The 18,004-nt window shown below is 69.4% G+C and carries 12 protein-coding genes and 3 tRNA genes; 11 read left to right on the top strand and 4 right to left on the bottom strand.

The genetic code is table 11. The features are described from left to right. Positions 1 to 11 precede the first annotated feature (11 nt). The 5 genes from ACFQ9V_RS10725 (at position 12) to ACFQ9V_RS10705 (ending at position 11,221) form a co-directional block, all read left to right on the top strand. On the top strand, positions 12 to 6,335 hold the full coding sequence (locus ACFQ9V_RS10725) for a hypothetical protein (RefSeq protein ID WP_382459145.1): 6,324 nt from the start codon (positions 12 to 14) through the stop codon (positions 6,333 to 6,335). Positions 6,336 to 6,536: 201 nt separating this feature from the next. Beyond that, positions 6,537 to 8,879 carry a fibronectin type III domain-containing protein gene (locus ACFQ9V_RS10720; protein ID WP_382459144.1) on the top strand — a complete coding sequence of 781 codons (2,343 nt, stop codon included), beginning with the start codon at positions 6,537 to 6,539 and terminating at the stop codon, positions 8,877 to 8,879. Positions 8,880 to 9,083: 204 nt separating this feature from the next. Beyond that, positions 9,084 to 9,950, top strand: a complete 867-nt coding sequence (locus ACFQ9V_RS10715; RefSeq protein WP_382459143.1) for a GTP-binding protein LepA — start codon at positions 9,084 to 9,086, stop codon at positions 9,948 to 9,950. A gap of 69 nt (positions 9,951 to 10,019) precedes the next feature. Further along, a complete protein-coding gene (locus ACFQ9V_RS10710; RefSeq protein WP_382459142.1) occupies positions 10,020 to 10,673 on the top strand; it encodes a helix-turn-helix domain-containing protein in 654 nt (217 codons plus the stop codon). Continuing rightward, a complete protein-coding gene (locus ACFQ9V_RS10705) occupies positions 10,670 to 11,221 on the top strand; it encodes a PIN domain-containing protein (RefSeq protein ID WP_382459141.1) in 552 nt (183 codons plus the stop codon). The genes ACFQ9V_RS10710 and ACFQ9V_RS10705 overlap by 4 nt, the downstream gene beginning before the upstream one ends. A gap of 291 nt (positions 11,222 to 11,512) precedes the next feature. Here ACFQ9V_RS10705 and ACFQ9V_RS10700 read toward each other — a convergent pair. The 3 genes from ACFQ9V_RS10700 to ACFQ9V_RS10690 form a co-directional block, all read right to left on the bottom strand. Continuing rightward, positions 11,513 to 11,588 (bottom strand) — tRNA-Phe (locus tag ACFQ9V_RS10700). A gap of 59 nt (positions 11,589 to 11,647) precedes the next feature. Then, positions 11,648 to 11,724, bottom strand: a tRNA-Asp gene (locus ACFQ9V_RS10695). Between the two features lie 57 nt (positions 11,725 to 11,781). Continuing rightward, a tRNA-Glu gene (locus tag ACFQ9V_RS10690) sits at positions 11,782 to 11,854 on the bottom strand. 342 nt (positions 11,855 to 12,196) lie between these two features. On the opposite strand from ACFQ9V_RS10690, the gene ACFQ9V_RS10685 reads away from it, so the two are divergent. Together ACFQ9V_RS10685 and ACFQ9V_RS10680 are read left to right on the top strand one after the other, a co-directional pair. Next, a complete protein-coding gene (locus ACFQ9V_RS10685) occupies positions 12,197 to 13,456 on the top strand; it encodes a M23 family metallopeptidase (protein WP_382459219.1) in 1,260 nt (419 codons plus the stop codon). Continuing rightward, positions 13,449 to 14,774, top strand: a complete 1,326-nt coding sequence (locus ACFQ9V_RS10680; protein WP_382459140.1) for a C40 family peptidase — start codon at positions 13,449 to 13,451, stop codon at positions 14,772 to 14,774. Before ACFQ9V_RS10685 ends, ACFQ9V_RS10680 begins: the two co-directional genes overlap by 8 nt. Positions 14,775 to 14,866: 92 nt before the next feature. Here ACFQ9V_RS10680 and ACFQ9V_RS10675 read toward each other — a convergent pair whose 3' ends face one another. Beyond that, positions 14,867 to 15,358 carry an inorganic diphosphatase gene (locus ACFQ9V_RS10675; protein ID WP_382459139.1) on the bottom strand — a complete coding sequence of 164 codons (492 nt, stop codon included), beginning with the start codon at positions 15,356 to 15,358 and terminating at the stop codon, positions 14,867 to 14,869. 44 nt (positions 15,359 to 15,402) lie between these two features. On the opposite strand from ACFQ9V_RS10675, the gene tilS reads away from it, so the two are divergent. The 4 genes from tilS (at position 15,403) to ACFQ9V_RS10655 (ending at position 17,997) form a co-directional block, all read left to right on the top strand. Beyond that, a complete protein-coding gene (gene tilS / locus ACFQ9V_RS10670; protein WP_382459138.1) occupies positions 15,403 to 16,506 on the top strand; it encodes a tRNA lysidine(34) synthetase TilS in 1,104 nt (367 codons plus the stop codon). A gap of 16 nt (positions 16,507 to 16,522) precedes the next feature. Next, on the top strand, positions 16,523 to 17,074 hold the full coding sequence (hpt, locus tag ACFQ9V_RS10665) for a hypoxanthine phosphoribosyltransferase (RefSeq protein WP_370054821.1): 552 nt from the start codon (positions 16,523 to 16,525) through the stop codon (positions 17,072 to 17,074). An 11-nt stretch (positions 17,075 to 17,085) separates the two neighbouring features. Further along, on the top strand, positions 17,086 to 17,511 hold the full coding sequence (locus ACFQ9V_RS10660) for a DUF1801 domain-containing protein (protein WP_382459137.1): 426 nt from the start codon (positions 17,086 to 17,088) through the stop codon (positions 17,509 to 17,511). A 135-nt stretch (positions 17,512 to 17,646) separates the two neighbouring features. Continuing rightward, entirely contained in the window at positions 17,647 to 17,997 is a 351-nt protein-coding gene (locus ACFQ9V_RS10655) for a nuclear transport factor 2 family protein (RefSeq protein WP_382459136.1), read from the top strand. The last annotated feature ends 7 nt before the right edge of the window (positions 17,998 to 18,004 follow it).

The raw sequence follows: 18,004 nt of genomic DNA, 5'->3' as shown, positions 1-18,004 counted from the left end.
GAGGGGGCGTCATGGCACACGAATCCCGACGGCGGTGGATCGCTTCGCTGTGCGCGATCGTGCTCGCCACCTCCGCCCTCGCGGTGATCGCGGTGCTGCCCGACGGGCCCGCGCAGGCCGCCGCCACCGTTCCGTTCACATCGAAGTTCTCGGTCAACGCCAACGGGGCGATGATCTCGATCGGCAACGGCCTGCTGACCTGTCCGGCGTCGAGCACGTGCACCAGCGCGCAGAACGGGGCCGCGCAGGACAACAACAACTTCAACATGGTCAACCTCGATGCGGACAATGTCGCAGGCACCTTCAACTCCTCGTCCTCGCAGCTCGCCCTGCCGGCAGGGGCGAGCGTGCTGTGGGCGGGGCTCTACTGGGGTGCGCGCCTCGATGCCGGTACGAACGGGAGCGCGGGAAATGCGGCGAATATCGGCACGATGTCGTTCCGCGCCCCCGGCGACGCGGCCTACCGGACGGTCACGGCCTCCGCCGCCGCGCGTGACCAGTTCGGCCCGAACAGCGCGAGTTACAACGCGTACCAGCGCTTCGCGGACGTGACGTCGATCGTGCGGTCGACGGGCAACGGCGTGTACTGGGGAGCGAACGTCACAGCCGCGACTGGTCAGGACCGGTACGCCGGGTGGGCGTTGACGGTCGTCTACTCCGCGCCGGGCCTGCCGCTGCGCAACCTGACGGTGTTCGACGGGTTCAATGTGGTCGGGCAGGGCAATCCGCAGTCGGTGACGGTGTCCGGGTTCCTCGCGCCGAAGTCGGGGACCGTGGACGCCCAGCTCACGATGGTGGCGTACGAGGGCGACCTGTCGCTGACCGGCGACTACACGCTGCTCAACAGCACGCAGCTCGCGACGCCGCTCTCGCCCGGCTCCAACTTCTTCAACTCCACCAACGACCTCAACGGAACGTCGGTCACGACCCGGACCCCCGCGTATCAGAACATGCTCGGGTACGACATCAAGAACCTCGGGGCGTCCGGCGCGATCCCGAACAGCGCCACGAGTGCGACCTTCACCTTCTCGTCCAACGGCGACGTCTACTATCCGGGCGTCGTCGGGCTCGCCATCAACCTGTATGCGCCCGACTTCACCGCGTCGGCCAAATCCGTCGTGGATGTCAACGGCAACAATCCGGCGCGCCCGGGCGACTCGCTCCAGTACACCGTCAACTACGCCAACACGGGCCAGGATGCCGCGCTCGGCGCGGTCTCGCACGACACCCTCCCGGCGAACACCACGTACGTGCCGGGGTCGCTCGCCCTGGTCAACCCGGTCACGGGCGCGACGACACCGCTCACGGACTCCCCGGGCGACGACCGCGGCGAGATCGCCGGGCGCACGGTGACGGTGCGCCTCGGCGCCGGTGCGAACGCGACCACTGGAGGGAGGATGGCGTGCTCGGGGACGGGGTGCACCGACGACGGCACCTCGCGCCAGTCGTACACCTTCCAGGTGACCCTCGACGGCGCGGCGGGAGGCACGACGGTGACGAACCTCGCCACCCTCGACTACCGCACCGAGACCACAGGCACGGCAGCGACCTACACGTCCAACGTCGCGAGCATCGCGGTGCTCCAGCAGGCGGACGTCGGGATCACGAAGACGCTGTCGCCGGATCCCGCCCTCGCCGGCTCGACCGTGACGGCGACGCTCACCGTCCGCAACAACGGCCCGAACACCGCAGCCGCCGTGACGGTGACCGACCCGATCCCCGTCGGCTGGAACGGGGTCACGGCCACCACCCCGCAGGGGTCCTGCGCGATCGCGGCCGGGACGGTCACGTGCTCGCTCGGCGACCTCCCGAACGGCGCGGTCCTCGCGATCACCCTGAGCGGCACGGTGGACGCGGCGTCGACGGCGACGAGCCTCAGCAACGTCGCCTCGGTGAGCACGACCTCCTTCGATCCGGTCCCGGGCAACAACGTGTCGGGCGACACCGTCTCGCTCGCCCGCCAGGCGGACCTCGCCATCACGAAGTCGCCCAGCCCGTCGCCCGCCGTGCCGGGCACGCGGGTGGTCTGGACCCTCACAGTCACCAACCAGGGGCCGTCCGACGCGCAGAACGTCACCGTCGACGACCTCCTCGACGACCCGTCGCAGGCGACGATCACCGGTACGGAGGGCGGAACGAGCTGCGTCGTGCAGCCCAGCGGCTCCGCACGCTGCACGATCCCCACGCTGGCGGCCGGTGCCAGCGTCACGATCCCGCTCGACACCGTGCTGGCCACCGGGCTCGCCCAGGGGACCGTCGTCGGGAACACCGCCACCGTCGCCTCGAGCACGCCCGACCCGGTGACCACGAACAACACGGTCCACGCGACGGTCACCGCGAGCGCGCCGACGGCCGACGTCCGGATGACGAAGACGGCGCCGGCGCAGGTCGTCGCGGGTCAGACCATCACCTGGACGCTGGAGGCCGCCAACTGGGGTCCGTCGGACGCGGCGGCGGTCACGGTCACGGACACCGCGCCCGCCGGCGTCACCCTGACCTCGGCCTCCACGACCCGCGGCACGTGCACCGTGACCGCGTCGAGCCTGAGCTGCGACCTCGGCACGCTCCTCTCCGCCGGTGTCGCCGGCGACGGCTCCCTGCAGGCCGGCGCGGGAGCGACCATCACGCTGACCGGAACCGTGTCCGCGCTGGCCGGCGGCACGCTGTCCAACACCGCCACGGCCACCAGCACGACGCCCGACCCGGCCCCGACCAACAACGCGGCGACCGCCTCCACGACGGTCACCGCCTCCTACGACCTGTCGGTCGCCAAGACCGCGAACCGCACGACGCTGCCCGCCCAGGCGCCTGCGCCCGTCGTCTACACGATCACGATCAGCAACGCCGGGCCGTCGGCCGCGACCGACGTCGCGGTGGACGACACCCTGCCGCCTCAGCTCGCGCTCGGCTCGATCGCGGGATGCGCGGCGACGACGACGGCGACCGGGTTCACCTGCGTCGTCCCCGGCCCGATCCTGCCCGGCGGCACGGCGGTGATCACGGTTAGCATGACGGCGCAGCAGGTGCTCGCCGGCGGCCCGGACGTGGTGGAGACGGTGAGCATCAGCGCGGCGGGCGACACCGATCCCGGCAACAACACCGCGAGCTGGACGCTCAGCGGCCTCCCATCGGTCGACCTCTCCCTCGCGAAGAGCGCGCCGCCAACCGTGATCCCGGGTGCGGGGACCGGCGTCCCGGCGGGCGCGCCCATCCCTCCGGTGCCCTACACGTTCGTCATCACGAACAACAACGACCCGGCGAACGTCGCCGAGAACCTGGCCGCGATCGCTCCGGTGATCCTCGACACGCTCCCGCCAGGCGCGACCTTCGTAAGCGCCAGCGTCACCGCGGGCCAAGGCCAGGGCGTCGGCTGCACCACGGCAGGCCAGGACCTGCGCTGCCAGCTCACAGGTACCGGCGGGATCTCGCCCGACCTCGACGCGGGTCAGTCGGTCACCGTCCAGGTCCTGGTCTCGCTCGATCCGGGCCTCGCCGCGGGCTCGAGCCTGACGAACACGGCCACGGTGCAGAGCGGCGACCCCGTCACCAACCCCGACAACAACCCCTCCAACAACACCTCGACCGCCACCAGCATCGTCCAGCCGCTCGCCGACGTCGCCGTGACCGACTTCACGGTCGATCCGGTCGACCCCGCCGCGACCGGGCCTGGCACCCTGCGACACGTCCACGTCGTGCTGACGAACAACGGCCCGTCGACCGCGACGGACGTCACCTACCTCGCCACCCGCACCGTCGACGCCTTCGTCACGAACGCCGGGACCCAGCCGTCGAACTGCGTGAACACCGGCAGGGAGGCCTCCTGCACCATCGAGAACGGCGCGTTCGGCTCCAGCCTGCTGCCCGGCCAGAGCGTGACCATCGACTACGACATCCAGGTCTCGGCGAGCGCAGCGCCCGGCTCGTATCCGGACACGGTCCAGGTCGCGACGACGACCCCGGAGACCACCCTCGCCAACAACCAGCTCGTCCGGCCGATCGTGGTCGGGCCGGCGGTGACGGCGCTGACCGTCACGAAGACTCCGATCGGTACGATCCCGAACCCGGACGAATCGCCGAGCCCCGCCGATCCGACCCTGCCCCACCCCTCCTTCGTGGCCGGCAGCACCTTCAGCTACCAGATCGCCGTGAGCGTGCCGTCGACCGGGTTCTCCGACGCCGAGAACACGTTCCTCACCGATGTGCTCCCGCCCGGCTTCACGGCGACGACGGTCTCCTCGACGGGGAGCGGGCTGTGCACGATCACGCCGGAGATCGAGATCGGCGTGGGAGTGGTGAGCGACGTGGAGTGCGAGCTCGGCACCGTCCCCGGGTGGCAGGGGACCACGCCGCCTCCCGCGGTCATCCTCACGATCAACGGAGTGCTGGCTGACGACGCCGCGACGATCAACGGCGGCGACCAGTTCGCCGAGCAGGTGCCGAACACGGCGACCGCGACGACCTCGACACCGCTGACCGGCGGCGCGACCTCGGTCAGCGGCACCGCGGACGTCGACATCGTCAACGTCGCCGATCTGAAGCTCTTCAAGACGCCCGACTCGGCCACCGTGAACGCCGGAGGCTCCATCGGCTACACCCTGACGGTCGTCAACGCCGGTCCCTCCGGGGTCGCCCACGCCGTCGTGACCGATCAGCTCCCCGACGGCTTCGCACTGGACGCCGCGCAGTCGGACTGCGCGCCGCCGGTCGTCGGCGCGGACTTCAACGAGAACCTCGTCCAGCCGAGGCTGCCGGCCGCGGCGAACGTGATCGCCTGCCGGGTCGGGGTGGTCGGCGCCGGGCAGACCGTGTCCATCCACATCGTCACCGACACCGACCCCGGCCTCGCCGCCGGCGATGCCACCAACACCGCGGTCGTCGGCTCGCTGGCCAACGACGTCGACCTCACGAACAACACTGCCACCGCGACGGTCGCGGTGCAGCGTCTCACCAACGTGGCCATCTCCTCCTCGGTCAGCACCGACACACCGGCCGCCGGGCAGGACGTCACCTACACCGGATACCTCGTCAACAACGGCCCGTCGACGGCGGTCAACATCAACGGCGAGACGACCTTCCCACCCGGCTTCGTCCCGGTGAGCTTCGACGTCCCCGCCAGCAGCTGCACCTGGAACCAGCCACCGCCTGCCGATCCGGCGAGCGTGCCGTGGCAGAACTTCCAGTACGTGCTCACCTGCATGGTGCTCCCGGAGTTCGCCGTCTCGGCTCCGGGGTCGTCGGCCACGGACGTCGTCGTCATGCACATCCCCGGCGACACGCCCGCAGGGGCGTACACGACCACCGCGGTCGTGCGCAACGACACCCCTGAGACGACGCTCGCCGACAACACGACCTCACAGACCGTGCTCGTTCAGCGGGTCTCCGACACCAGCATCACCAAGACGCTGGTCGAACCGAACCCGCTGGTCGCCGGACAGCCCGCGACCTGGAGACTGACCGTCCACAACGCCGGGCCGTCCATCGCCGACAACGTCGTCGCGTCCGACAACGTCCCGACCGGGATGACCTACGTCTCGGCGACGATCGAGGGCGGAACGGCCTGCCCCGTGCCGACCACGAACGACCTCCGAGCGGGAGACACGGCGACCATCGTGCGGTGCCCGCTCGGGACGCTCGCGGTCGGCGCGTCCGCCTCCGTCCTCGTCACCTTCGCAGTCGACCCGGACACCGCGGGCACCGACCTCTGCAACACGGCCCTCGTGGGCTCCGGCTCGCTGGACCCGGACGTCACGGACAACCAGGCGACGGCCTGCGGCAGCACGACCGCCTCCGTCGACATCGCCGTCACGCTCTCGCCGTCGACGCAGACCACTGTGCCGGGCGGTCAGGTCCAGCTCACCGCCACCGTTCGCAACAACGGCCCGAGCCAGGCGACCGGAGTGGTCGCGACGCTCGCGTCGCCTCCCGCGTTCACCGGCGTCTCCGGCGTCGCCGTCTCGTGGCCGGCCGGTCGCCCGAAACCGCCCGACGGCGTGGGCGGCCTGACGTTCGCCGTCGGCACTCTGGCTCCGGGCGAGGAGGTGGTCTATCAGATCACCGGGATCGCGACCGGATCCCCGGGCGATGTCCTCCCGTTCACGTTCAGCGCGACGCCCAGCGAGCCCGACCCCGTGACGGCGAACAACTCGGCCGCTGCGCAGGTCGACATCGTCGCAGGGCCGCCGCCGTCGCCCACGACGCCTTCCGCTCCGTCGGCGATCGCGGCCACGGGTAGCGATGTCCTGGACCCGCTGATCATCGCGCTCGCGCTGAGCGCCGCTGGGCTGCTGCTGCTCGGAGCGCGCCGGCGGCGGACGCGTCCCTCTGACGACCGCTGACGGTGTCACGCGGCGTAAAGCTTGATATCCAGAGCGCGGGCGTACGGTCTTCCTCGCGTCATGGGTGGGGCTTCCTCGTGCCGTGCCGGCGCCGAGCCACAAAGAAGTGAAGAAAACTCACCATATCCATTGAGGAGGTGGTCGAAGCGGTCTAGTGTCCCTCATCGAGGGCGGAGTCGCCCGTCGTGCGGAGGAGTTGCCGTGGTCCGTTCTCGAGCCGTCTTATGCCTGCCGGTCCTCGGCCTTGTCGCCACCGCGCTTGTAGCTCCCTGGTCGGGCTCGGCCGTCGCGGCGACCGCGGCGCCGATCGTTTCGCTCAACACCGTGCAGCAGCGCGACCGCGATCAGTTCCAGACGAATGTCTTCTCGGACGGGGCGGCAGGCAAGGTCTACCGGGCATCGGTGGCGAGCGGACTGGAGGTCTCCGGCTCAAGCCTCAGCGGCGGATCCGGCTACAACTTCACCATTACTCCGCCTCCTGGCGGGTCGCTGAAGCCCGGTGACCAGCTGATCATGCTCCTGCCCAACGGCACCCCGGATCCGACGCTTCCGACTGTGAACATGGAGTACAACGGCTTCGGCGCCGACGCCGAGCAGGGCGAGCTGGACATCCGCGACCTCGCCTGGGATGCCACCGGCCAGATCTACCGGTTCGACATCTCCTTCGCGCAGCTCCCCGGGATGGGTCCATACGGCTTCTCCGCCGAGATGAGGATGGGTGAGAACGAGGGGACATCAGTCGACCTCGGCGCCCGGACCTTGAAGTGGCTCGAGACGCCGATCGGCTTCCCCGTGCAGACGGAGACGGAGTGGTTGCACAACGTGGGCTCGTCGGCCGTGGCGATCGGCGCCACGTCCGTCGCCGGTGACGCCTCGGCTGATTACTCGGTTGCCGCCGACTCTTGCTCAGGGAAGACACTGGCCGCGGGTGCGAAATGCTCGATAGGCGTGGGATTCTCGCCGACCAAGCCCGGACCTCGCGATGCGCTTCTGAACCTCCACGTGGGCGGCACCGTGCAGCAGGTCTCACTGGCCGGGCAGGGATCGTTCGGCACGTCCTCCATCACGACCTCCGGCTCCGACGAGCTCGACAAGGGGACCACGCATTCGCTCGTCGCCGGCCACTCGTTCGCGATCGAGACCCGGCCCGGCTACGTGTGGCAGACCCTGCAGCCGGCCGGCGGGGACTCGATCCAGACGATCGTGAACATGTCGACCGAGGACGAGAGCGGTCCGCTGCTGCCGGGAGTGCACCCGACGGTCAGCTACACCGCCTCGCAGGGCACCGGAGCGTACGGGGAGACGACGTTCGTCAACGACTTCAGCTGCGGATTCAACACCGGAAGCATGGATGTGAAGGCCTTCGCCGTCGATGCGTACAACTATCCGACCCTGGCGAACATCACCTATACGCAGACCTGCTCGAATGAGACGGCGCCGATGACCGGCGTGCTGCTCTGGCACTGGCGGAGCGACATCACCCCGCCGGCCGCGCCGACCGCCGTCGCGGTGAGCGGGTCGTCGCCGCGCACGGCGAGCTGGCGGCCGTCGGCCTCGACCGACGTCGCGCGGACGATCGCACGGCTGGTCGAGGGTTCAGGTGCCGCAGCCACGCCGGCCAGCGGCCTTCCCCTCTCCGACGGAACGGCGACCGCCGCCACGCTTCCCGCGCTCCAGAGCAACGAGCGGTACACCGTCGTCGTCTTCGCCGTCGACACCTCGGGCAACACGAGCGCGGCCGGGAGCACGACGTTCACCGTGGGCACTCCGAGCGCACCGCTCGCGCTCGCCGGACCGCCCACCAATGTGAAGGCCGTCGCGGGCGACGGGTCGGCGACGGTCTCGTTCACGCCGCCGGCGAACGACGGCGGTTCCCCGATCACGGGGTACCTTGTCCAGAACTGGGGCGGCCTCCAGCAGGCCACGGGGCCGGGCAGCCCCATCACGATCACGGGACTCCGCAACGGCAGCCCGAACAGCTTCCTCGTCTACGCCATCACCGCCGTCGGCCGGGGTCAGGCGTCGTACCTGAGCAATACCGTCGTACCCGGCCCGGTCACGCCGCCGCCGCCTCCGCCGAAGCAGTTCCTTCCCGACCCGGGCTTCGAGTCCGGGACCGGCGGATGGGTCGGCTTCGCCAACGGCACGGCCACCCGCGTCTCGTCTCCGGTGCGAACGGGAACGGGAGCGCTACAGGTGTCGACCACGAGCAGTACACCAACGATGGCCGGACTCACCCAGAACTCGGCGGTGTCGTCGAGTGTGGCGGGCGTGGCCTACTCGTTCTCCTGCTGGGTGCAGCCGAGCATCTCCGGCATGAATCTGCAGGCGCGGTTCCTGGAGTACACGCAGAACTTCAGCAGTGACATCCACCTGCCCGTGACGACGGCGAACGCGCTTCCTGTCGGCGTCTGGACGAACGTCGCCGTGACTGGGACCGCCGTCAAGAGCGGAGAACGGATGGTCCCTCAGATCTACGCCATCGATCAGACCCACGCGGGAGCCATCGTCTATGACGACTGCTCCCTCACCGCGAGCGGGTGACCCTTGGGGGCCGCGCGAACTGGGGGATCGCCGAGGCCTCGGAACGGTATCGAAAACACGGGCAGGCAGAACGTCCGACTCACACCCTGATTGCGGCTCTGCCGGCCGCGGCCGTGGGCGAGAAGAGCACCGAGACCAGCTGTCGGCCCTCCGGAATCGCACGCCGTCCTGACACGGCGACGATGTCGGTCCATGATGGACGTGATGGCAGATCGCATCTCTCCGCAGAGGATTCTCGAGCACGTCCAGCGGCTCGGAGAGCAGCATCCGCCGATCGCTCTCGACTCGGTCGACCGTGACGTCCGCGCACCGGGGGCTGTCGCCGATCGCTACGGCCACGTCATCGACTACCTCGCGCGGGTGGAGCTCGAAGTCGACCGGAACGTGCTCGAGCTGCTCGTGCTTCTGCCTGACGTGCACGAAGTCGACCGCATGTTCTACGCCGACGTGTGGCAGCCGCAGGAGATCCAGCACGGACTGATCCTCGACCGCCTGCAGCAGGATCTCGGCCGGCCGGCCGCCCAACCCGAACTCGCCGTCTCGTTCAAGATCAAGATCATGGGCGCCCTCGCGCACTTCTCGTCGATCCAGGACATCGCGCGGTTGCTCTACTACCTGACCGGCGCGAGTACCGAACGGCAGGCGGTGCTGGCGTACAACGTCCTCTACGACGGGATGCTGGACCTCGGCGAGGCCGCGATCGCCGAGACGATCATCAGCCCGATCCGCAGGCAGGAGCCGGGTCACTTCGCGTTCTACCGGATGAGCGCGACCCAGCTCGTGCAGAGCGGCGAGCTCAAGCCGTGGCAGCTCTACCTGGCGCGCACCCTGAGAGAGAAGACCTACAACCTCGTCGGCACGAACGGCCAGGACCGCTATCGCGCCCAGATGGGCGGCGTCGCGAGTGTGCTCGGCTTCGCCGACGATCTCGAGAAGTACGCACGCGAGGTCGGCAGGATCGAAGCGCAGCTGCTCTGGGCGGAGCAGAGCGGCATGGAGTTTCCCCCGTACGTGCTCAAGGCGCTGAAGGAGAGCATCGACCTCTACCGGGAACGCGGGTTCGACGCCTGAAATCGGCTCGTTAGGTGCTCGCTCGCGTGTGCGCCTTCCCGGCCGTCGCGATCGGCGCCGGGGGCGCGCTTGCGCGACGACATGGCCCATATCCGGAAAAAACGCTACTCGCGCGTCAAGGCCGCCTCGACTTCCGCCCTTCTGCGCGGCGACTCCATGTTCGATTTTTTCGATTTGCCGACTAGGATAGATGTCATGAACAGCTCGACCGATACGTCGCGCGTCCCCCGCCGAGCCCAGACGTACCTCCCTGAGCCTGAGGCTCGTGAGGAGCTACTCGACTTCGCGCAGTTGATGCACGAGCTCGAGGCCTATCTCGCGCAGCATTCGTCCAAGGCGGCGCTCGTGGACCCGCACGGTGAGGCTCGTCCGATCCCGGATGAGATCTTCCGCATCCTTGAACAGGTCACTAACGCGCTCGCGGCCGGTGAGGGCATCACTGTCGTCCCCCAGGGCATGACCATGACGACGCAGCAGGCTGCGGACTTCCTCGGTATCAGTCGCCCAACGCTGGTTCGGCTGCTCGAGGCAGGCGATATCGCGTTCGACAAGCCTGGCCGTCATCGTCGTGTTCAACTGGAGGACCTGGTCGCGTATCAGGCTAACTTCCGTAGCGAGCGTCGTGCGGCCCTGCGGGAGCTGCGCCGTGCCAATCTCGGCGCGAAAGTCCTTGTCGGCACTCCAACCGAGGTTCAGCGTCTTTCGGAGTTCGACGCTGAGTGAGCTTTCCTGCCTTCTTCGATACGAACGTCCTCTATGGGGCGCTCCTGAACGACTTCATTCTGGAACTCGCTGACAGAAGCCTCTTCCGGCCGCTGTGGTCGAAAGACGTCCTTTTCGAGCTTGCGAAGAATCTTGTGAAGAACGGCGAGGACCCGACGCTCGTTGAGAAGCGGGTCACCACTATGGAGCGCTACTTCGCAGACGCCATGGTCGCCGGCTACGACGACCTCGTACCGACGATGACGAACGACGAGAAGGATCGGCATGTGCTCGCGGCCGCGGTCCGCGGCGGTGCTGAGGTCCTGGTGACCTTCAACACTAGAGATTTCCCGGAGCGCTCGGTCGAGCCGTTCGACCTCGAAGTCGTTCACCCCGACGACTTCCTTCTGGATCAGCTGGACCTCTACCACGCACCAACGCTCCGCGCCCTCGTCGAACTCGTAGAGGGCTACGACTCCCCGGCGATGACCGTGGACCACTTCTTGCTCGCGCTTACCCGTGCCGGCGTTCCCAAATTCGCCGAGTCCGCGCGAGCCAAGCTCTACTGAATCCACCCTCGCGATGGTGGAGCAGGCTCCCGCTGAACTCGTGCGTCGCGGGTCCGATTCCGCTGAGGGAGAAGATGTCTCGCCGGTGAGCTTGTATTGACGGCGCCTTCTGCGCGCGTCAACGATGGACGCGTTGCTCAGTGCTTGCCGGCTCAGCGCGGTGCGCGCAGCAAGCACATTCCAACTCTCGCCGACGTCCCGGAGTCCGGCGAATGTAGTCAAAGGCTGTTTCGTGGGCCTCGCGATGCCAACGAAAAACCCCGGAATCCGTATCGGACCGGGGGTTTTATCTGGTGGCTCCGACCGGCATCGATCCGGTGACCTTTCGATTTTCAGTCGAACGCTCTACCAACTGAGCTACAGAGCCGGGAGGCACGAAGTGCCCACCTAGACGGAAGCCCTTCCAATCGGAAGGGCTTGTCGCCGTGGCGACCCTGACGGGACTTGAACCCGCGACCTCCGCCGTGACAGGGCGGCACGCTAACCAACTGCGCTACAGGGCCTAACTGTGGTGCTATTCAATTGTCTGTGTTGCTATTCATTCTAAACGGATGCCATCGTGACCCCAACGGGATTCGAACCCGTGCTACCGCCGTGAAAGGGCGGCGTCCTAGGCCACTAAACGATGGGGCCGGATCGTCCCGAATCGCTTTCGCTTTTCGATGACCACCGACGCATAAGCATACGGAAGTCCCCGGCAGAATGCGAATCGGGGTTGCAGCCCGGGCGGGTCGATCGCGCCGGTTCCCGCCACGCCCCGATGAAATGCCCGGTGAGAAGCCGGACGCCCTGGAAGATTGCGATCGACGGCCCCCTGTCGTCCGTGCGAGCCGCACGTGGTCCCGTTCGAGCACCGCCGCCCTCCTCCCGACCCGGGCGGCGTAGGGTGATGTTGCTAATGTTGCTCCTGGTGATGACGAGACCCGTGTTGATCGTGTGACAGACGATGTTCCCTCCGACGGGTTGAAGGTGACGATGAGATACGCGACGAGAGACGACACGCACCGGCGCAGGCCGCGCCGGGCGCTGCTGCGCCTCCTCGCGGTCGGGGCCATCGCGCTCACCGGGGTCGTCGGCTCCATCGCCGCACCGGCGTACGCCGACCAGTACCCGAGCTGGCAGGACGTCCAGAACGCCAAGGCCAACGAGGCCGCCGCTTCGGCCCAGGTGACGCGCATCACGACCCTGATCGCGCAGCTCGACCAGGAGGTCTCCGACACCCAGGCGGCCGCTCAGAAGCGCGGCGAGGAGTTGCAGGCGGCCGTAGAGGCGTTCGACACGGCGGACATGAAGGCCAGGGACCTGGAGTCCCAGGCGGCCGCCAGCCAGCAGAAGGCCGACGCCGCCGGCGCCCAGGCCGGCAAGCTCGCCGCGCAGCTCTACCGCACCGGCGGGCGCGACCTGACGGCCAACATCTTCCTGAGCGGCAACGGCGCCAGCGGCACGAACCCCGAGACGCTGCTGACCAGCCTCGGGAGCATGTCCAAGCTCACCGAGCAGTCCGACAGGGTCTACACCGACGCCCGCGTCGCCCAGAACACCGCCAAGGCGCTGTCGGCGAATGCGGAGGTCGCCAAGGCCGTGCGCGAGAAACTGCGGGTCTCGGCGACCGCCGCCCTGCAGGCCGCTGTCGCCGCCGCGAAGGCCGCACAGGCCAAGCTGGCCGAGCAGCAGAAGCAGATCGTCGTCATGCAGGCGCAGCTCGCCGCCCTCCGCGACTCCACGGCCAAGACGGTCTCGGGCTACGAGGCCGGCGTCGCCGCAGCGGCCGCGGCAGCAGCGGCGCGCGGCTCGGGAGGCCTCCCCGGCGGCTACGTCGGACCGCAGGGCTGGGCTGTCCCGGCCGCCGGCCCGATCACCGACGGCTTCGGCCCGCGCCCGTCCCCCGGCGGAATCGGCAGCACCTATCACATGGGCATCGACATCGGCGCCTCGTGCAACGCGCCCATCTACGCGGCGCACGGCGGCACCGTCATCTACGCGGGGCCCGACGGCACCCACGGCAACTACGTGCTCCTCGACAACGGCGGCGGCATCGAGACCGGCTACGCGCACATCCGCAACGGCGGCATCCTGGTCGGCATCGGCCAGAGCGTCGGGGCAGGCCAGCCGATCGCCCGCGTCGGCAGCACCGGCGCCTCCACCGGCTGTCACCTGCACTACGAAGTGCTGGTGAACGGCCAGAAGATCGACGGAATCCCGTTCATGAGAGCAAGGCAGGCACCCCTTGGCTAGCGACACTTCGAAGAACTCCCGTACCCGCACCGGCCTCGCGATCGGCGCAGGCGTGATGGGCGCCGTCACGGCCTCCATCGGCATCGTCGCCCCGGCGCAGGCCGTCGACTACCCGTCCTGGAACGACGTGCAGCAGGCGAAGGCCAACGTCGCCAACCAGCAGGCGATGATCACGAACATCACGACCCTGATCACGGGCCTGCAGAGCAGCGTCGACGCCGCCCGCATCGCATCCGAGAAGGCGGCGGAGGCCTACTTCCAGGCCAAGGACGCGCTCGCGGCGGCGACGGCGAAGCAGGCCGACCTCGAGAAGCAGTCGGCGGACGCGGCCGCGAAGGCCAAGACCTCGCAGATGCGCGCCGGCCTGCTCGCCTCCCACCTGGCTAAGGCCGGAGGCGGCACCGACGTCAGCACCGAGCTGCTGCTGAAGGGCGGCGGCACCGGCTCCAGCGCGGACAAGCTGCTGTTCCAGCTCGGCACCATGAGCAAGCTCACCGAGCAGTCGAAGGCCGTCTACGACCAGGCGACCAAGGACAAGAACACCGCCGAGTCGCTGAACGCGCAGGCCAAGACGGCCAAGACCGAGCGCGAGAAGCTCTCCGTCGCCGCCGACCAGGCGCTGACCGCCGCGCAGAGCGCGCAGTCCGCGGCCCAGGCGGCGCTCGTCGAGCAGCAGAACAAGTCGACAGAGCTGGTCGCCCAGCTCGCGACCCTCAAGAACACCTCGACGCAGGTGGAGGCGGCGTACCTGCAGGGCGAGAAGATCCGGCAGGAGCAGGCGGCGGCCGCGGCGGCTGCCGCAGCGGCGGCGGAGGCGCAGCGGCAGGCGGCGATCCGCGCGCAGCAACAGCAGCAGGCCCAGCAGCAGGCCGGCGGAGGGTCGTCCGGCGGCTCCTCCGGCGGAGGCAGCGGCGGGGGCGGCCCGGTCGCCCCGCCGAACGGGAACGTCGTCGACACCGCCATCTCGTACGCGAAGGCGCAGCTCGGCAAGCCGTACATTTTCGGCGGCGAGGGCCCGACGGGCTACGACTGCTCCGGCCTGACGATGAAGTCGTACGCCTACGCGGGCGTGTACATCGGCTCGCACTCGGTGAACGACCAGTTCTTCACGGCGGCCAACCGTGGCCAGATCGTGCCGTACAGCCAGCGCCAGCCCGGCGACCTCATCTTCTGGGGCGACTCGCCAGGCAACTTCTACCACGTCGGCATCTACCTCGGCGGCGGCATGATGATCGCCGCCCCCACCGAGGGCGACGTCGTCAAGATCCAGTCCGTCTGGGGCTCCCCCTGGGGCCAAGTAGCCCGCCCCAGCGCCTGACCCAAGCCGCCGAGACGGCTCAAAGTCCGCAAAAAACCGCCGAGTGGGCAGATTCTGTGCCCACTCGGCGGTTGTGCGTTCGGGTGCGAGGGTCAGTGGCCCTCGGCGGCGAGCTTGACGAAGCCGGCCTCGACGATGGCCTCGGCCTCCGCGGCGTCGCCCCAGCCCTCGATGTTGACGAACTTGCCCGGCTCGAGGTCCTTGTAGCGGGCGAAGAAGTGCTCGATCTCCTTGCGGGACTGCTCCGGGATGTCGTTGACGTCCTGGATGTGCAGCCAGCGCGGGTCCTTGTAGGGCACGGCGATCACCTTGGCGTCGCTGCCGGCCTCGTCGGACATGTTCAGCACGCCGACCGGGCGCACCTTGACGCCGACGCCGGGGAAGACCGGGTGCTCGAGCAGCACCAGCGCGTCGACCGGGTCGCCGTCGAGGCCGAGGGTGTTCTCGAAGAAGCCGTAGTCGGTCGGGTACACGAAGCTGGTGAACAGCACGCGATCCAGGTAGACGCGACCGGTCTCGTGGTCCACCTCGTACTTGTTGTGGCTCCCCTTCGGGATCTCGATGACGACGTCGTATGCGGCCATGCCGATGCTCCTTAGCTGTTGGAAATCTGCACTAACGTTACTGGATGCGCCTCAACGGGTCCTCGGGTGACGTGACGAGTGGAGCGCCGGCCGGGGCTCCGCGCCGGCCGCGCCTGACGCCGCCGATCGCCGACGCCCGCCGCGCGGTGCGGGAGGCCCTGGCCGCCGCGGCCGAGCTGCCCGCTGTCGACCCGCACGACGACCACGGCCCGGCGCGCCCCGCCCCGCTCGCTCCCGGAGCGCTCGTGCTCGTCGGCCTGAGCGGGGGAGCGGACTCCCTCGCCCTCGCCGCCGCGACCGCGTTCGAGGCCCCGCGCCGCGGCTACCTGGCCGGCGCGATCGTGGTCGACCACGGCCTCCAGCCCGGCTCCGCGGAGACCGCCGAGGCCGCCGCCGCGCAGGCCCGCGACCTCGGGCTCGACCCGGTGATCGTGGAGCGTGTGACCGTCGCGTCGGGAGCCTCCGGCCCCGAGGGCGACGCGCGCGCCGCACGGCACGCCGCCTTCGACCGAGCACGCTCGGCCACCGGCGCCGCCCGCGTCCTGCTCGCCCACACGCTCGACGACCAGGCGGAGACCGTGCTGCTGGGCCTGGCCCGCGGCTCCGGTCCGTCCAGCCTCCAGGGGATGCGCCCGGACACCGGGACGCTGCTGCGCCCGTTCCTCGGCCTCCGCCGCCGGACGACGCGCGCCTTCTGCGCCGACAGCGGGCTGACCCCGTGGGACGACCCGCACAACGACGACCCCGCCTACGCGCGCGTCCGGGTCCGCACCCGGCTGCTGCCCGCGCTGGAGGACGAGCTCGGTCCCGGCGTCGCCGAGGCTCTCGCGCGCACCGCCGAGCAGCTCCGCGAGGACGACGACGCCCTCGACGGCCTCGCGCTGGAGTGGGCGCAGGAGCTGGTCAGCCAGACCGAGGACGGCGCCGTCGCGCTCGACGTCCGCGGCCTCGCCGCCGACCCCGCCGCGCTCCGCCAGCGCATCATCCGGCTGGTCGTCTCGGCCGAGTTCGGGGTGTCCCTGAGCAGGGCGCACACCCTCGCCGTCGCGGAGCTCATCACGGGCTGGCACGGCCAGGGGCCGCTCAGCCTGCCAGGCGTTAGAGTTGTCAGGCAGAACGGCCTGCTCACGTTTCACCCCGACAGCTAAGGACAGCGCCTCCCTCATGGAACTCACGGACGTTCACGACGACCTGACCGAGATTCTGATCACCGAGGAGCAGATCCGCTCCCGCATCGCCGAGCTGAGCAGGACGGTGGAGGCCGACTACGCGGGCAAGGACGTCCTCCTCGTCGGCGTCCTCAAGGGCGCGGTCATGGTGATGGCCGACCTGTCCCGCGAGCTGCGCATCCCGGTCACGATGGACTGGATGGCAGTCAGCTCCTACGGCAGCGGCACCGCGTCGAGCGGCGTCGTGCGCATCCTCAAAGACCTGGACACCGACCTCAGCGGCAAGACCGTGCTGATCGTCGAGGACATCATCGACTCCGGTCTCACGCTTTCGTGGCTGCTCGCGAACCTGCACAGCCGCGGACCGGAGTCGATCGAGATCTTCACGCTGCTCCGCAAGCCGGAGGCCGCCCGCGTCGAGATCGACGTGAAGTACGTGGGCTTCGACATCCCGAACCAGTTCGTCGTCGGCTACGGCCTCGACTACGCCGAGCACTACCGCAACCTCCGCGGCGTCGGCATCCTGGCGCCGGCCGTCTACAGCTAATCGTCAGAGCGATGGCGGAGGTCAAGACCCAGCCGACGGACGCGGACGTCCGCGCGTTCCTCGAGGCAGCGACGCCTGCGCGACGCAGAGCCGACGGCCTGGTGCTGGCGGACATCTTCCACGAGGTGACGGGCGCCGAGCCGGTCCTGTGGGGTCCGTCGATCGTCGGCTACGGCAGCTACCACTACGTCTCGCCGTCCGACCCGCGCCGTCAGGGCGAGTGGCCCAAGACCGGCTTCTCGCCGCGCAAGGCACAGCTCTCGCTCTACGGCATCAAGGACCTTCCGGAGGGCGCGGACCTGCTGCCGTCGCTCGGCACGTTCACCGAGGGCGCCGGCTGCGTGTACGTGCGAAAGCTGGACGACATCGACCTCGCGGTGCTGCGCAGGTTGATCGCCATCGCGTGGGGCCGCGGGGACGACCCTCAGCGGCGGTAGACCTCGCGCAGGTCGCCCGGATGCGGCGGGCGGGCGGGGTCCAGCTTGCGCAGTCTCTGGCCGCCGCCGGCACGACGTCGACCGATTCGGCTCGCGCGACTTGCGCCCGCCACCGCGCCGTGGTCCGATGACCCCATGCCCTACGAACCTCCCGAGCTGTACCGACGCTGGCTTGCCGCGTGGAGCGACCGGCACGCGGCGCTGGAGCCCATCATCGCGGGCGACGCCGTCGGGCACTGGCCGGAGGGGGACGTGGTCGGACCGCGCGGGTTCGCCCGGGCCATCGCCGAGACCGTCGACCAGTTCGATCGGGTCGAGTTCGACGTGCAGGCGGGGCCGCTCGTCGGCGACGGGTTCGTGGCGGCGCGGTGGGTCCTCACCTGTCACATGGGGGACGAGACGATGTCGTTCGCCGGTCACGACTTCGTGCGGGTGGAGAACGGCATGATTGCGGAGTACTGGCCGGCGATCCTCCCGGCCTCCTGATCCAGCG

The organism is Leifsonia sp. NPDC056665, assembly GCF_042791795.1.
GTDB lineage: Bacteria > Actinomycetota > Actinomycetes > Actinomycetales > Microbacteriaceae > Leifsonia.
The sequence above is the reverse complement of the archived record's forward strand: the minus strand, read 5'-3'. Positions and strand labels throughout refer to the sequence as shown.

Coding starts and splice junctions, on each gene's coding strand:
- hpt (WP_370054821.1), top strand. CDS start 16,523: ATGGAACTCACGGACGTTCACGACGACCTGACCGAGATTCTGATCACC.
- ACFQ9V_RS10660 (WP_382459137.1), top strand. CDS start 17,086: ATGGCGGAGGTCAAGACCCAGCCGACGGACGCGGACGTCCGCGCGTTC.
- ACFQ9V_RS10685 (WP_382459219.1), top strand. CDS start 12,197: ATGAGATACGCGACGAGAGACGACACGCACCGGCGCAGGCCGCGCCGG.
- tilS (WP_382459138.1), top strand. CDS start 15,403: ATGCGCCTCAACGGGTCCTCGGGTGACGTGACGAGTGGAGCGCCGGCC.
- ACFQ9V_RS10715 (WP_382459143.1), top strand. CDS start 9,084: ATGGCAGATCGCATCTCTCCGCAGAGGATTCTCGAGCACGTCCAGCGG.
- ACFQ9V_RS10675 (WP_382459139.1), bottom strand. CDS start 15,358: ATGGCCGCATACGACGTCGTCATCGAGATCCCGAAGGGGAGCCACAAC.
- ACFQ9V_RS10655 (WP_382459136.1), top strand. CDS start 17,647: ATGCCCTACGAACCTCCCGAGCTGTACCGACGCTGGCTTGCCGCGTGG.
- ACFQ9V_RS10725 (WP_382459145.1), top strand. CDS start 12: ATGGCACACGAATCCCGACGGCGGTGGATCGCTTCGCTGTGCGCGATC.